Origin of the sequence: Demequina activiva, assembly GCF_016862815.1 — a bacterium.
Lineage (GTDB): Bacteria > Actinomycetota > Actinomycetes > Actinomycetales > Demequinaceae > Demequina > Demequina activiva.
Window position 1 is genome coordinate 230,161 of the sequence record NZ_BONR01000003.1, and the last position, 13,380, is coordinate 243,540.

General features: G+C 70.1%; 14 protein-coding genes. 10 read left to right on the forward strand and 4 right to left on the reverse strand.

Annotation, left to right across the window (positions count from 1 at the left end):
- Positions 1 to 24 precede the first annotated feature (24 nt).
- Both Dac01nite_RS08525 and Dac01nite_RS08530 read left to right on the forward strand, forming a co-directional pair.
- Entirely contained in the window at positions 25 to 681 is a 657-nt protein-coding gene (locus Dac01nite_RS08525; RefSeq protein WP_203655923.1) for a hypothetical protein, read from the forward strand.
- Entirely contained in the window at positions 678 to 3,413 is a 2,736-nt protein-coding gene (locus Dac01nite_RS08530) for an LGFP repeat-containing protein (protein ID WP_203655925.1), read from the forward strand. The genes Dac01nite_RS08525 and Dac01nite_RS08530 overlap by 4 nt, the downstream gene beginning before the upstream one ends.
- 10 nt (positions 3,414 to 3,423) lie before the next feature.
- Here the strand turns inward: Dac01nite_RS08530 and Dac01nite_RS08535 are convergent, their stop codons facing one another.
- Positions 3,424 to 3,894 (reverse strand): rhodanese-like domain-containing protein, encoded by a 471-nt coding sequence (locus Dac01nite_RS08535; protein WP_203655927.1) that lies wholly within the window; start codon positions 3,892 to 3,894, stop codon positions 3,424 to 3,426.
- Positions 3,895 to 3,987: 93 nt separating this feature from the next.
- Between Dac01nite_RS08535 and Dac01nite_RS08540 the strand changes: the two genes are divergently transcribed.
- The gene (locus Dac01nite_RS08540; RefSeq protein ID WP_203655929.1) at positions 3,988 to 4,446 is read left to right on the forward strand and encodes an Lrp/AsnC family transcriptional regulator; all 459 of its coding nucleotides are present in this window, start codon (positions 3,988 to 3,990) and stop codon (positions 4,444 to 4,446) included.
- On the opposite strand, the gene Dac01nite_RS08545 is transcribed toward Dac01nite_RS08540, so the two are convergent.
- Positions 4,427 to 5,167: an ankyrin repeat domain-containing protein gene (locus Dac01nite_RS08545; protein WP_203655931.1), complete on the reverse strand. Its 741-nt coding sequence runs from the start codon at positions 5,165 to 5,167 to the stop codon at positions 4,427 to 4,429. The two genes, Dac01nite_RS08540 and Dac01nite_RS08545, sit on opposite strands and share 20 nt — an antisense overlap.
- A gap of 261 nt (positions 5,168 to 5,428) precedes the next feature.
- Between Dac01nite_RS08545 and dnaK the strand changes: the two genes are divergently transcribed.
- The 4 genes from dnaK (at position 5,429) to Dac01nite_RS08565 (ending at position 9,441) form a co-directional block, all read left to right on the forward strand.
- A complete protein-coding gene (gene dnaK / locus Dac01nite_RS08550; protein WP_203655938.1) occupies positions 5,429 to 7,297 on the forward strand; it encodes a molecular chaperone DnaK in 1,869 nt (622 codons plus the stop codon).
- A 66-nt stretch (positions 7,298 to 7,363) separates the two neighbouring features.
- Positions 7,364 to 7,969: a nucleotide exchange factor GrpE gene (locus tag Dac01nite_RS08555; protein ID WP_203655947.1), complete on the forward strand. Its 606-nt coding sequence runs from the start codon at positions 7,364 to 7,366 to the stop codon at positions 7,967 to 7,969.
- Positions 7,970 to 8,000: 31 nt separating this feature from the next.
- Positions 8,001 to 8,966 carry a DnaJ C-terminal domain-containing protein gene (locus tag Dac01nite_RS08560; RefSeq protein WP_203655955.1) on the forward strand — a complete coding sequence of 322 codons (966 nt, stop codon included), beginning with the start codon at positions 8,001 to 8,003 and terminating at the stop codon, positions 8,964 to 8,966.
- A gap of 55 nt (positions 8,967 to 9,021) precedes the next feature.
- Entirely contained in the window at positions 9,022 to 9,441 is a 420-nt protein-coding gene (locus tag Dac01nite_RS08565) for a heat shock protein transcriptional repressor HspR (RefSeq protein WP_203655957.1), read from the forward strand.
- A 22-nt stretch (positions 9,442 to 9,463) separates the two neighbouring features.
- Here the strand turns inward: Dac01nite_RS08565 and Dac01nite_RS08570 are convergent, their stop codons facing one another.
- Positions 9,464 to 10,084 carry a TetR/AcrR family transcriptional regulator gene (locus tag Dac01nite_RS08570; RefSeq protein WP_203655959.1) on the reverse strand — a complete coding sequence of 207 codons (621 nt, stop codon included), beginning with the start codon at positions 10,082 to 10,084 and terminating at the stop codon, positions 9,464 to 9,466.
- A gap of 126 nt (positions 10,085 to 10,210) precedes the next feature.
- On the opposite strand from Dac01nite_RS08570, the gene Dac01nite_RS08575 reads away from it, so the two are divergent.
- The 3 genes from Dac01nite_RS08575 to Dac01nite_RS08585 all read left to right on the forward strand — a co-directional run bounded on the left by Dac01nite_RS08575 (position 10,211) and on the right by Dac01nite_RS08585 (position 12,421).
- A complete protein-coding gene (locus Dac01nite_RS08575) occupies positions 10,211 to 10,579 on the forward strand; it encodes a VOC family protein (RefSeq protein WP_203655961.1) in 369 nt (122 codons plus the stop codon).
- Between the two features lie 61 nt (positions 10,580 to 10,640).
- The gene (locus Dac01nite_RS08580; RefSeq protein WP_203655972.1) at positions 10,641 to 11,615 is read left to right on the forward strand and encodes an ATP-binding cassette domain-containing protein; all 975 of its coding nucleotides are present in this window, start codon (positions 10,641 to 10,643) and stop codon (positions 11,613 to 11,615) included.
- A complete protein-coding gene (locus tag Dac01nite_RS08585; protein ID WP_203655973.1) occupies positions 11,612 to 12,421 on the forward strand; it encodes an ABC transporter permease in 810 nt (269 codons plus the stop codon). The genes Dac01nite_RS08580 and Dac01nite_RS08585 overlap by 4 nt, the downstream gene beginning before the upstream one ends.
- An 85-nt stretch (positions 12,422 to 12,506) precedes the next feature.
- On the opposite strand, the gene Dac01nite_RS08590 is transcribed toward Dac01nite_RS08585, so the two are convergent.
- Positions 12,507 to 13,277 (reverse strand): hypothetical protein, encoded by a 771-nt coding sequence (locus tag Dac01nite_RS08590; protein ID WP_203655974.1) that lies wholly within the window; start codon positions 13,275 to 13,277, stop codon positions 12,507 to 12,509.
- Positions 13,278 to 13,380 lie beyond the last annotated feature (103 nt).

Consider the following 13,380-nt stretch of genomic DNA (forward strand, 5'->3'; position numbering starts at 1 on the left):
ATTCCGAGCAGGAAGGTCCCTGTCATGACGTGGCGTCAGCGCGCGACCGCCGCAGCGATCGCCATCGCTGTGGGCGCAAGCTTGTCCGCCTGCACCTCGGACGAGCCGCAGGACGCGGACCTGGGTCCCACGACCAGCACGCCCACGCCAGAGGCGTCGGCGACCGCATCGGCCACCCCCGCGCCCGTCGCCACGGCCTCGCCCAGCCCCACGGAGACCGAGCCGGCGCCGCGCACCACCACCGAGGACGGGTCCGCGTCCGCCGCGGTGCCGCAGGAGTGGAGCGAGGACGCGGCCACTGAGGGCGGCCTCACGCAGGACCCGGCGGTGACGGGCGTGATCGGCGCCTGGAGCGCCGGCCAGGGCGAGGTCTCGGTCGTGACGATCCGCAACGACACGGGAGCGAGCGACCCCGAGGCCTACTTCGCCGAGTACTTCGGCGAGCTGGGCGAGGACGACGGCGTGACGGTGTCCCACGAGTCCACCACGACCGACGACGGCGACCCCCTCCTCCTCATCGACATCGAGCCCAGCGCGGGCCAGGGCGGCGACGCGCAGACCCTCTCCTACGTCCTGGGCGAGGCCACCATCGTGGCCGGCGTCCTCACCTATGACGGCGCGCTGTCGCCGGCCGAGCGCGAGGCTTTCGTCGCGCTCGCCGTCTCCACGGAGGTCTCATGACTGTCCTGAGCCCGCTTCGCTCCGCGCTCGTCGCGCTCGTGCTCGCGCTCCTGGCCACCGCCGGACTCGTCGCGGCCGCACCGCCGTCGACCGCGGCGGACGCGAAGGACTTCGACCCCGGCTTCCTCATCGCGGACGAGCTGTTCTTCGACGGCACGGCGATGTCCGCCGCCCAGGTCGACTCCTTCATCGCGGCGAAGAACCCCGGCTGCGCGCCGGGTCGCGTGTGCCTGGAGAACTACCGCGAGACCATCACGAGCAAGTCCGCGAACTCGCGGTGCAGCGCTGTCAGCGCGGGCAGCAATCGCACGGCCGGGCAGATCATCGCCGCAGTCGCCAAGGCATGCGGCATCTCGCCCGAGGCCATCCTGGTGATCCTGCAGAAGGAGCAGTCGCTCGTCACCAGCACGGCGCCCAGCTCGCGGGCGTTCCAGGCGGCGATGGGCGCAGGCTGCCCGGACACCGCCCCATGCGACGGCAACTATGCAGGCTTCTACGAGCAGGTCTACTACGGCGCCTACCTGCTCAAGGGCTACACGATCCCGGGTTCGACCCACTACAACCGCTATGCCGCGGGCAAGACCAGCGCGATCCAGTACAACCCCAAGAGCTCGTGCGGCACCAAGAACGTCTACGTGCGCAACCAGGCCACCCACGCGCTCTACGTCTACACCCCATACACGCCCAACGCCGCGGCCCTCAACAACCTCTACGGCACGGGCGACTCGTGCTCCGCGTACGGCAACCGCAACTTCTGGCGCCAGTTCACGGACTGGTTCGGAGCGACCGGATCCGTGGGCGCCCAGGTGATCGCCAACTACTACGCGTACCACGGCGGAGCGTCCGGCTGGCTGGGCGCGGAGGTGGGCGATCTCAAGGTCTTCGCCGGCGGCAAGCTGCTCCAGCGCTACGAGGGCGGGGTCGTGACGTGGACGCAGGCCACGGGCGCGGACTCGGTCACCGGGGAGATCCTCGAGTACTGGGACAGCCGAGGCGGTGCGAGCGGCGTCCTGGGATTCCCCATCACCGGCGTCTTCACCACCTCGGTCAGCGGCGGCGGCAAGCGCCAGGACTTCGAGGGCGGGTCCATCGCCAACAGCAACGAGGGCGGCGTCAAGGGCGTCTACGGCGGCTTCTACGAGGCGATGGTGCACTACGGCGGCATCGGCGGCGGCTACGGCTGGCCGCTCACCGAGCGCTTCCGCGACCGCACCACTGACCTGCTGGCTCAGGACTTCCAGCGCGCCCGCATCTACCACAGCGGCTCCAGCTTCACCGCGATCCCCACGGACTACGTCTCGATCGCGGACGGCGTGGGCGGCATCAGCGGCGGCCTGGGCTGGCCGCTGTCGGGGCTGGTCACCTCGGGTGTCGACGGCGGCGGCACCTTCCAGCGCTTCGCGTCCGGCAACATCATGACCTCCGCCGACGGCACCTACGTGGTGTACGGCGGCTTCTACAGCGCCTACCAGGCCAAGGGCGGCCGCCAGGGTCCGCTGAGCTGGCCCGTCTCCGACCGGTACTTCGACTCGGCGTCGGGCTACTGGGCACAGGACTTCCGCGGCGGCACCATCGTGCACACGGGCTCCGAGGCGTACGTCATCGACGCCCGTCTGATCGACACGGTCCGCGAGCTGGGCGGCGTGGGGCCCCGCGGCATCGGGTGGCCCACGGCGGCCGTCAAGAGCAGCTCCGCGGACGGCGGTGGCATCTGGCAGACATTCTCGAAGGCCACCATCACGTCCACGAGCGCCGGGGCGTTCGGGGTCCAGGGTGGCTTCCGCACCGCGTACGCAGCGCTGGGCGGACCCACCGGCAAGGCCGGGTGGATCACCTCCGAGCGCTACCGCGACCCGGTGTCCGGCCTGCTCGCTCAGGACTTCACCTGGGGCACCGTCTTCCACACCGGCTCGGAGTGGGCCTTCGTCCCCAGCGCTCTGCTGCCGCTGCTCCAGGACAACGGCGGCGTGACCGGCCGGTTCGGGATGCCCACGGGGGACCCGCAGCTCACCAGCGCGAACGGCCGCGGCTGGTTCCAGGACTTCAAGGGCGCCCTGCTCACGGCGCCGTACCGCCGTGAGTCGATCGCCATCAGTGGCGGCTTCCGCTCGGCGTACGCCCAGCTGGGCGGTCCGCGCGGCGCGTACGGCTGGCCGCTCACCAACCGCTACCGACACGAGGCCAGCGGGATGCAGGCCGTCGACCTCCAAGGCGGCACGCTGCTGCACTCGGGCAGCGAGTGGGCGCTCGTGGGAGATGACATCGAGCCCGCGTGGTCCGCGCGCGGCGCGATCAGGGCAGTGGGCTGGCCCACGGGACTGCCGGTGACCACGAGCTACGGACAGGTGCAGACCTTCTCGCGCGGCCTGCTGTCCGTCGAGGACGAGGAGTCGGTGCTGGTCTACGGTGGCCTGCTGACCGCCTACACGTCCCTGGGCGGAGTCAAGGGGGTGCTGGGGCAGCCGCTCGACGATCGCTTCTACGACCGCGTCAACAGCGCCTGGGCTCAGGACTTCGCGGGCGGTCGCATCCTGCACGACGGCACGCGCTACACCTACGTTCCGCCAGAGTTCCTCGACGCGATCGAGGAGCTGGGCGGCGTCGACGGCGCGCTCGGGTGGCCGGCGGGCGCGCCCTCCCGCTACGGAAGTGCGGTGCGTCAACAGTTCGAGGGCGGCTCGCTCTACGTGGCCAAGGCGACCGGCGGCGAGGTCGTCTTCACCCCGCGCTGACCCGCGCGTCTCAGCAGTCGCACGCGATCCGCTGGCCTCGCACACCCGCAGGAGCCGTCAACGGGTCCGGGGCGAGCGTCGCATCGGCCGTGGTGCTCGAGCCGTCCTCTGACACGAGCACGCTGTCCACGGGCATGCCCTCGCGCGCCCAGTACTCGTAGCCGCCGATCATCTCCTTCACCTCATGGCCGAGCTCGCTGATGATCAGGCCCGCACGCGTCGCGCCATTGCAGCCCGGGCCCCAGCAGTAGACGACGAACGCCGTGCCGGGCGCGAACTCGGCGGGGATGCGCTGTGCCATGTCGGGCTTGGGCATGTGCACCGCGCCGCGCGCGTGGCCCTGATCCCACGCCACCCGGTCGCGGGTGTCGAGCAGCACGAAGCCGGGGCTGCCGGTCTCGAGCGCCGTATGAACGTCGGACGGGTCGGTCTCGTAGGCGAGCTTGGCGGCGAAGTGAGCGGCCTGGTTGGTGAGGTCCATGCCCTCCAGGCTAGGATCCGCAGTCCGTCAGGGGAACGGCTCAAGCACGGTCATATGCTTGACCGGCCGCGCGATCGACGGGATTCTTGCGTCATGACCGCTGGTTCCACGCTCGATGCCACCGATGCCGCGATCCTGGCCGCCCTGCAGGCGGACGGCCGCGTGACGATCAAGGACCTCGCGGTCGCGGTCTCGATGTCCGCGAGCGCGGTGACGGACCGCGTGCGCCGCCTCGAGGAACGCAGCGTGATCGTGGGCTATTCGGCCCAGGTCGATCCGGCCGCGGTCGGCCACGCCATCCTCGCCTTCGTGCGGCTGCGCTACCCGACCACCAAGTACCAGCCGTTCTACGACCTGATCGAGCGCACCCCGGAGATCCTCGAGGTCCACCACGTCACGGGCGAGGACTGCTTCATCGTCAAGGTGGCCGCGCCGTCGATGGCCGCACTCGAGGACACCACCGCGCGCATCGGCCAGCTGGGCGCGATCACCACCAACATCGTGTACTCCAGTCCCCTGCCACGCCGGGCGGTCACTCCGCCGAGGAGATGACCCACGAGTCGAGGCACTCCCCCAGCTCGCGATGCCCCTGGCCCGCGGCGACGTCGCCTGCGGAGTCGCCCGCCTGGTCCACCCAGGCGGGATCCGCACCCCAGCGGAGCAGCAGATCAGCCGCCTCGCGACTGCCGCCATACGCGGCGGAGAACAGCGGCGTGTAGGAGAACCCGTCCTCGCCCTCGACCTCGGCGTTCGGGTCCGCGCCGGCCTCGAGCAGCACCGTCATGACCGCCACGTTGCCCTCGTAGGCGGACTCGGCGAGCGGCCATCCCTCGAGCGGTGGCAGGCCGTTCGGATCGGCTCCTGCGGCGACGAGCGCCGCGGCCACCTCGCCACCGGCGTGGCGCGCCGCGACGATGAGCTCCGTGAAGCCCGTCTGCGGGTTCTCGATGGTCGCACCGGCGGCGAGCAGGGCGCGGACCATGGCGGGGTCGTCGCGGGTGATGGCAAGCGAGAACGCGGTGTTGTCGAACTCGTCGCCCACGGCGGCGTCCGGGTCCGCGCCCGCGTCGAGGGCCAGCGCCACGAGTCCGGCGTCGCCCGCGGTCACCGCGGCGAGCAGCTGCTCGTCGACGGGACGGTCGTCGAGAGCTGCGGCCGATGCGGTGGGCGAGGGAGCGCTCGAGCTCACGGTAGGCGCGGGGTCGGCATCACCGGAGCAGGCGGCGAGCGCGAGCGCCGCGGCGGCGATGGCGGCTGTGGCGGTGACCCTCATGGTGGCGTCCTCCCTGGAAGCGTCGATGCCTGCCCATCATCCTGGCGCCGGCCGTGGCCGGTCGCATCGGTCCCGCGGACGAGAACCCCGCCCGCGCATCGGCCGGGCGCACGACTCCTACCACGTTGAGCGTGCCCGACTCAACTCTGGGCCTCTCGACTTGACACGGAACTGGAGACGAGGATACTTGAGCGTAGGCGGCTCAACTTCCGAGCCGGCAGACGTCGCGGCCACCAGCGCCGCACCAGAAGGAGGACAGACATGTCACGAGCAGTAGGCATCGACCTGGGCACCACGAACTCCGTGGTGTCCGTTCTTGAGGGTGGCGAGCCCACCGTCATCGCGAACGCCGAGGGCGCCCGCACCACCCCGTCGGTGGTGGCGTTCTCGAAGACGGGCGAGGTCCTGGTGGGCGAGATCGCCAAGCGCCAGGCCGTCACCAACGTGGACCGGACCATCGCGTCCGTGAAGCGCCACATGGGCACGGACTGGTCGCAGGAGATCGACGACAAGAAGTACACCGCGCAGGAGATCTCCGCCCGCATCCTCGGCAAGCTCAAGCGCGACGCTGAGGAGTACCTGGGCGAGAAGGTCACCGAGGCCGTCATCACCGTCCCGGCCTACTTCAACGACGCCGAGCGTCAGGCCACCAAGGACGCCGGGGAGATCGCGGGCCTCAAGGTCCAGCGCATCGTCAACGAGCCCACCGCGGCCGCGCTCGCCTACGGCCTGGACCGCGGCAAGGAGGACGAGCTCATCCTGGTCTTCGACCTCGGCGGCGGCACCTTCGACGTGTCCCTGCTCGAGGTGGGCAAGGACGAGGACGACTTCTCGACCATCCAGGTGCGCGCCACCGCCGGTGACAACCGCCTGGGCGGCGACGACTGGGACCAGCGCATCGTCGACCACCTCATCAAGGAGGTCAAGAACACGGAGGGCGTCGACCTCGCCAAGGACAAGGCTGCCGTGCAGCGCCTGCGTGAGGCATCCGAGCAGGCCAAGAAGGAGCTGTCCTCCGCGACCAGCACCAACATCTCGCTGCAGTACCTCAGCATCGGCGAGAACGGCCCCGTCCACCTGGACACGCGCCTCACCCGCGCGCAGTTCCAGCAGATGACGGCGGACCTCATCGAGCGCACCAAGGAGCCCTTCCACCAGGTCATCAAGGACGCCGGCATCAAGCTGTCCGACATCGACCACGTGGTGCTCGTGGGCGGCTCGACCCGCATGCCTGCGGTCTCCGACGTCGTCAAGGAGCTCACCGGCGGCAAGGACGCGAACAAGGGCGTCAACCCGGACGAGGTGGTCGCCGTGGGCGCCGCGCTGCAGGCCGGCGTGATCTCCGGCGAGCGCAAGGACGTGCTGCTCATCGACGTCACTCCCCTCAGCCTCGGCATCGAGACCAAGGGCGGCGTGATGACCACGCTCATCGAGCGCAACACGGCGATCCCCACGAAGTCGTCGGAGGTCTTCTCGACCGCCGAGGACAACCAGCCCTCCGTGCTGGTGCAGGTGTACCAGGGCGAGCGCCAGTTCGCGCGTGACAACAAGCTGCTGGGCACGTTCGAGCTGAGCGGCATCGCGCCCGCTCCCCGCGGCGTCCCGCAGGTCGAGGTCACGTTCGACATCGACGCCAACGGCATCGTGCACGTGGGCGCCAAGGACCGCGGCACCGGCAAGGAGCAGTCCATCACGGTGACCGGCGGCTCGGCCCTCTCCAAGGAGGACATCGAGCAGATGGTCAAGGACGCCGAGGAGCACGCCGAGGAGGACAGGAAGCGCCGCGAGGAGGCCGAGACCCGCAACAACGCGGAGACCTTCGCCTACTCGACGGAGAAGATCCTGTCCGAGAACGAGGACAAGGTGCCCGCCGAGGTCGCCGAGGACGTCAAGACCGCGATCGCCGATGTGAAGACGGCGCTCGAGGGCGACGACGCCGAGGACATCAAGGCGAAGCACGACGTCCTGGTCGAGAAGGCCCAGAAGATCGGCGAGGCCGTCTACGCATCGCAGCAGGCCGAGGCCGCTGCGGGTGAGGACGCGCCTGCCGACGAGCAGCCCAGCGGCGACAGCGCCGACGACGACGTGGTCGACGCTGAGATCGTCGACGACGAGGACGACAAGAAGTAGCGACTCCGGCGGCGGACGCGGGCTCCACGCCCGTGCCCGCCGCCGCGACCGCTCACGGAGGCAGTCATGACCGACCACAACCCCACGCCCGGCGACAGCCCGGAGCCCGAGGGCCACGACCACCGCGACCCCGTCGAGGAGATGGAGTCCATCGTCAACGAGGCGGCCGCGAACCTCGACGGCGACTCCGCCGACGAGGCGGGCGACATCGAGGCCGATGAGCAGGGCGCGGACGACGCGCTCAACCGCGCCTACGCCACGGCCGCCGAGCACCTGGCGGACCTCCAGCGGCTCCAGGCCGAGTACGTCAACTACCGCAAGCGCGTGGACCGCGATCGCGAGGCCGCAGGGGGCCAGGCCACCGCCAAGGTGATCGAGGGCCTCATCCCGGTGCTCGACGACATCGCAGGCGCCCGCAGCCACGGCGACCTCGACGCGGACGGTCCGTTCAAGTCGATCGTCGCCAAGCTCGAGGATGCCCTGGGACGCCTGGGCTGGGCCAGCTTCGGCTCGCCCGGCGAGGAGTTCGACCCGCAGGTGCACGAGGCGCTGATGTCTCAGCCCTCGAGCGAGGTCGAGGTACCCACCATCCAGCAGGTGGCCCAGCCCGGCCACCGCATCGGCGACCGCGTGGTGCGTCCCGCCCGCGTGATCGTCGCCCAGCCCGAGTAGACACCCACACCCGCCCGAGAGGAGGCGCGCAGTGACCAGTCAGGACTGGTTCTCCAAGGACTTCTACGCCACGCTGGGCGTCTCCAAGGACGCGAGCCCGGAAGAGGTCAAGAAGGCGTATCGCAAGCTCGCGCGAGACCTCCACCCGGACCGCAATCCCGGCGACACCGCCTCCGAGCAGCGCTTCAAGGAGGTGGGCGAGGCCTACGGCGTGCTGTCCGACGCCGAGCAGCGTCAGCAGTACGACGCGATCCGCACCATGGGCGGCGGCGGCCCACGCTTCCAGGCGGGCGGCCCGGGCGGCGCCGGCTTCGAGGACGTGTTCTCGAACATGTTCGGCGGGGGCGCGCGACCCGGTGCTCAGCCCGGCGGTGGCCAGCAGTACCGCGCTCAGGGCTTCGAGGACATGCTCGGCAACCTCTTCGGCGGCGGATTCCAGCGGGGGCCGCAGAAGGGCACCGACCTAGCGGCCGCGACCGAGGTCACCTTCCGTCAGGCGGCGGAGGGCGCGCCCATCACGCTGCGCACCGCCACCGGCACCATCTCGACGCGCATCCCGGTGGGAGTGAAGGACGGCCAGAAGATCCGCCTGCGCGGCAAGGGGCGGCCCGGGACGAACGGCGGCCCGGCGGGCGACCTGCTGCTCACGGTCCACGTCGCGCCCCACCCGGTGTTCTCGACGGACGGCCGCAACCTCAAGGTGAGCCTGCCGGTCACCTTCGATGAGGCCGCCCTGGGTGCGACGGTCGAGGTGCCCACCCTCGACGGCTCGAGGGTGCGGATGAAGGTCCCCGAGGGCACGCCGTCAGGCAAGGTGCTGCGGCTCAAGGGCCGCGGCCTGACGACCAAGGACGGCGCTGGCGACTTGCTGGTGACGGTGACGGTCGACGTGCCGGGCAAGCTCTCGCGCAAGGCCAAGGAGCTGCTGCAGTCCTTCGCTCTCGCGAACGGCAAGCACGACCCCCGCAAGGAGTTCTACAAGGACGCGGCCAAGTAGCACGGCCGATGCGTCCCCCACCGCTAGCGTGAGGGACGAGGAAGGAGGCACGTTCATGGAGCAGCCAGACGTCGACGAGCCTGTCTTCCTGATCTCCGCCGCCGCGGAGCTCGCCGGGATGCACGCGCAGACCCTGCGCCAGTACGACAGGCTGGGCCTCGTGGTGCCGCGCCGCCGTCCAGGCGGCGGACGCCGCTACTCCCTTCGCGACGTCGCCACGCTGCGGGAGATCCAGCGCATGAGCCAGGACGAGGGCATCAACCTCGCGGGCATCGCACGCATCCTCACCCTGCAGAACCAGGTGAACCGACTCCAGACGGAGGTCGAGAAGCTGCGGCCCCGTGCAGACACCGGCTCGCGCGTGTTCACCTCCGGGCCCTCCGGCCACGTGGTGATCGTCGAGCGCGGCCGGCGGGTGAGCCGCGACGAGGGCCGCTCGCTCGTGCTCTGGCGCGGTTCGAGCCTCCACGAGTAGGAGGTGCGACGACCGGCGCGGGTCAGGCTCCTGACGAACCGGGCGCACCGACCGCACCGACGCCGTCGATCGCCCACCGCATCGAGGTCCGGAACTCGTGGCGCTCGGGCTCCGCGTGCGCGGCAGTGCCTCGTAGGAGCGCGAGCATCACGTGACCGTGGCACGTGGTCCAGATGTGGGTGGCGATGAGGTCCGCGTCCTCGACGGAGCCGGGGATGTCGCCACGCTCGAGCGCGCGCACCACCCGAGCCCGGTGCAGGGAGAACGACGCCGCGCCGCGCTCGAGCGCCGCGTCGTTGCGTTCGTACCCCGGCACGGACGGCGTGAACATCACCTGGTACTGCGTGCTGTGGACCAGGGCCCACTCCCGGTACTCCACGGCGCCGGCGAGCAGCCGCTCGCGCCCATCCTCGATGCCGTCGATCGCCTGAGACACGCAGCGGTCGAAGTCCTGGAAGCCCTCCTCGATGATCGCGTCGAGCAGCCCGGGCTTGCCGCTGAAGTGCGTGTAGACGCCCATGGTCGAGCACTCCGCGGCGGTGGCGACCGCCCGGATGGTGAGTCCCGCACCGCCCTTGTCGCCCAGGATGCGGATCGCGGCCTCGAGAAGACGGTCGCGCAACGGCTCGGGTTCCCCTGGCATACGGCGCATCCTAGGACGGCCCCTCTCGATGCCGCACGACACTGTGGTCAATCGGACAGCGACCGCGCGGTGCGGCCGGTCACACAGCCCTTGACGGCACCGGCGCGCGCCGCGACGATGACCCGCATGGCCGACGCAGAGAACCCGCACACGCACCACGCCCCTGACTACATCGAGATCCCTGCGCTCGACACCGATCAGTCCGTCGCGTTCTACGGCGCCGCGTTCGGATGGAGCTTCACCCAGTACGGGCCCGAGTACTTCGGCATCGTCGCTGGCGACGGTCGCGAGGTGGGAGGCATCTCCGGCGTCGGAGCTGTCTCTCGAGGAGACCTGCTGGTGGTGCTGTTCTCCCGCGACATCGAGGCGTCACGAGATGCCGTCGTCGCCGCCGGGGGGACCGTCACCCACGACATCTTCGACTTCCCCGGCGGGCGCCGCTTCCACTTCGCGGACCCGTCCGGCAATGAGCTCGGGGTCTGGTCGCTGGTGTAGCCGCGGAGGTCGCGCTCCCCGATCACCGTCCCGTGTCGGACCCGCGGCGTAAGGTCTGATCATGGCGATCGAGCTTGCGGTCGAGGCCCGGGGCCTCGTCAAGAACTTCAAGGAGACCAAGGCCCTGCGCGGGATCGACCTCGCGGTGCCGCGAGGGTCCATCCTGGGCGTCCTGGGACCCAACGGCGCGGGGAAGACCACCGCCGTGCGCATCCTCGCGACGTTGCTGCGACCCGACGGAGGAGCCGCGACGGTGGGGGGCTTCGATGTCGAGCGGCATCCCGCGGAGGTGCGCAAGCGCATCGGCCTCACAGGCCAGTACGCGTCGGTGGACGAGGAGCTGACGGGCCGCGAGAACCTCCTCATGATCGCCGCGCTCCTGAACCTCCGGTCCGCGGACGCCAAGGTGCGGGCGCGCGAGCTGCTCGAGTGGTTCGACCTCGGCGACGCGGCGGACCGCACCCTCAAGACATACTCCGGGGGCATGCGACGCAGACTGGACCTGGCGGCGTCGCTCACCGGACATCCCGAGGTCGTGTTCCTCGACGAGCCCACCACCGGCCTCGACCCCGCCAAGCGCGAGGACATGTGGGACGTGGTCAGGGGCATCGTCGCGAACGGGACCTCCGTGCTGCTCACCACGCAGTACCTCGAGGAGGCTGACGCTCTCGCGGACGACATCGTGGTCATCAATCACGGCGAGGTGATCGCCCACGACACCGCCGACCGCCTCAAGCGCGTGGTCGGATCCCAGACTCTGCGCGTGCGGCCGGCGGACCCGGCTCAGGCACCGCTGGTGCACGAGATCCTCGCGCGCGTCGCCACGGACGGCGCACCCATCGATGAGCACCGTCCCGGCGAGTACTCGGTGCCGGTTCCCGGGGACGCAGTGCTCACGGACGTCGTCGCGTCGTTGCGCGCCCAAGGGGTGGACGTCACCGAGCTCTCGCTGCAGCTTCCGAGCCTGGACGAGGTCTTCTTCACCCTCACGGGCGAGCGACAGCGACAGCCCGCCACCGACGGGGAGGCAGCATGACCACCGCAGACGTCACGCGCGAGGTGACGCCGATCCCGGCCGGCCCGCTCGATCTGCTCCGGCACTCGTGGGTGCTCGCCAAGCGCTCGCTGGTCAAGACCTGGCGCACGCCCGAGGGACTCATCGACGTCACCCTGGCGCCCATCATGTTCACGCTGCTGTTCACCTTCATCTTCGGCGGTGCGATCGCGGGCTCCACCTCGGAGTACCTGGTGTTCCTCATCCCCGGGCTCATCGGCCAGAACATCGCGTTCTCGTCTGTCGGCATCGGGATCCAGCTCAACTCGGACATGGAGAAGGGCATCTTCGACCGGTTCCGGTCGCTGCCCATCTCCAGGATCTCGCCGCTGCTGGGCGCGGCCCTCGGCGACATCGTCCGCTACGTGCTGCTCATCGGCATCATGGTGGGCACCGGCTCTGTGCTCGGCTACCGCATCACGACGGACCCTCTGAGCTTCCTCGCCGGATGCCTGCTCGCGATCCTGTTCGCGCTCAGCCTGGCCTGGGCCCCCATGCTCGTGGGTCTCGTGGCTCGATCCGAACGAGCGGTCCAGGGCATCGTCTTCATGACCCTGTTCCCACTGACCTTCGCATCGAACGCGTTCGTGGACCCCAGCACCATGCCCAGCTGGCTCGAGGCCTTCTCCAACGCGAACCCGCTCTCGCACCTCATCGAGTCGCTGCGAGCACTGTGGAGCGGCACCGGGGAGTGGCAGGGACCCGTGACCTCGACACTCGTCTGGTGCGCGATCCTGGTGGCGATCTTCGCTCCCCTCGCGATCCGTGCGTACAACCGCAAGACATGACCGTCGCGAACGGAGCGAGACACAGCAGAAGGGTCTGACACCGCCCTCAGCTCGGTGCCAGACCCTTTGCTCCGGAGAACCGGTTCTATCGCTGCAACGACTCCACGAGATCGCTGGCGAAAGCATGCGTGTCGGGCAGGGACTCGATCCACACCCGGGGAGGCTGGCGCATCAGGTTGCCGGCCTTCATGGCGACCGCGCGCTCAGAGATGTGATCGCGCAGCGCGGCGATGCCCGCTCCCAGCGCGGTGCCCCGCTCGACGAGCACGGCGTAGAGGCCATCACCCATGCGAGCCATCGGGTGACCCTCGCCGTAGGCGCCCATCAGCGCTTCGCCGGCGGCGGCGTTGCGCGCGATGCGCTGCCAGGGGTCCGTGGCCTCGACGGAGACATCCACGATCACGAGCGCGTGCGTCGCGGTGACGGTGGTGCCGGAGCGTGCAGCGGTGCCGTACACCTCCGCCAGGCGCTGAATGAGGTACTCCGGCGTGCCGAGCCCAGACTCGGCGTCCGTCATCGCGGGAGCGTCTGCAAACGCGCCGTTGCCAGCCGTCCAGCCCTCGCACAGGGCGCGGATCGAGCGGATGGGAGCCGACTCGAAGCCAGCCGCCTTGAACAGCACCGCCATGTCGTCGATCGCCTCGGTGATGCCCACGCCCGCGGACGAGCGGGCCTGGCCCAGGCGGAACGCTGCCGGCGCCGTGTCCAGACGAGCCTCAAGCGCCTCGACCAGGGCTTCCGTGGCGGGCGTGTACCAGTCGCCCGGACGCAGCCAGACCGTGTCGATGCTCGCGCTCTCCCACCGGTGGAGAAGCGCGGCCGACCCGGAACCGGGGACCTGCGTGTCGTTGCTCATGCCTGATGAGAGACTGGCCGCACACGGGTATGACGCAGTTTCTCCAGAAACTTTCCCGCGTGCCGATGAGGGACATGTGACCAATTCCCCAACCTGGCTCTTG

Coding starts and splice junctions, on each gene's coding strand:
- Dac01nite_RS08525 (WP_203655923.1), top strand. CDS start 25: ATGACGTGGCGTCAGCGCGCGACCGCCGCAGCGATCGCCATCGCTGTG.
- Dac01nite_RS08530 (WP_203655925.1), top strand. CDS start 678: ATGACTGTCCTGAGCCCGCTTCGCTCCGCGCTCGTCGCGCTCGTGCTC.
- Dac01nite_RS08535 (WP_203655927.1), bottom strand. CDS start 3,894: ATGGACCTCACCAACCAGGCCGCTCACTTCGCCGCCAAGCTCGCCTAC.
- Dac01nite_RS08540 (WP_203655929.1), top strand. CDS start 3,988: ATGACCGCTGGTTCCACGCTCGATGCCACCGATGCCGCGATCCTGGCC.
- Dac01nite_RS08545 (WP_203655931.1), bottom strand. CDS start 5,167: ATGAGGGTCACCGCCACAGCCGCCATCGCCGCCGCGGCGCTCGCGCTC.
- dnaK (WP_203655938.1), top strand. CDS start 5,429: ATGTCACGAGCAGTAGGCATCGACCTGGGCACCACGAACTCCGTGGTG.
- Dac01nite_RS08555 (WP_203655947.1), top strand. CDS start 7,364: ATGACCGACCACAACCCCACGCCCGGCGACAGCCCGGAGCCCGAGGGC.
- Dac01nite_RS08565 (WP_203655957.1), top strand. CDS start 9,022: ATGGAGCAGCCAGACGTCGACGAGCCTGTCTTCCTGATCTCCGCCGCC.
- Dac01nite_RS08570 (WP_203655959.1), bottom strand. CDS start 10,084: ATGCCAGGGGAACCCGAGCCGTTGCGCGACCGTCTTCTCGAGGCCGCG.
- Dac01nite_RS08575 (WP_203655961.1), top strand. CDS start 10,211: ATGGCCGACGCAGAGAACCCGCACACGCACCACGCCCCTGACTACATC.
- Dac01nite_RS08580 (WP_203655972.1), top strand. CDS start 10,641: ATGGCGATCGAGCTTGCGGTCGAGGCCCGGGGCCTCGTCAAGAACTTC.
- Dac01nite_RS08585 (WP_203655973.1), top strand. CDS start 11,612: ATGACCACCGCAGACGTCACGCGCGAGGTGACGCCGATCCCGGCCGGC.
- Dac01nite_RS08590 (WP_203655974.1), bottom strand. CDS start 13,277: ATGAGCAACGACACGCAGGTCCCCGGTTCCGGGTCGGCCGCGCTTCTC.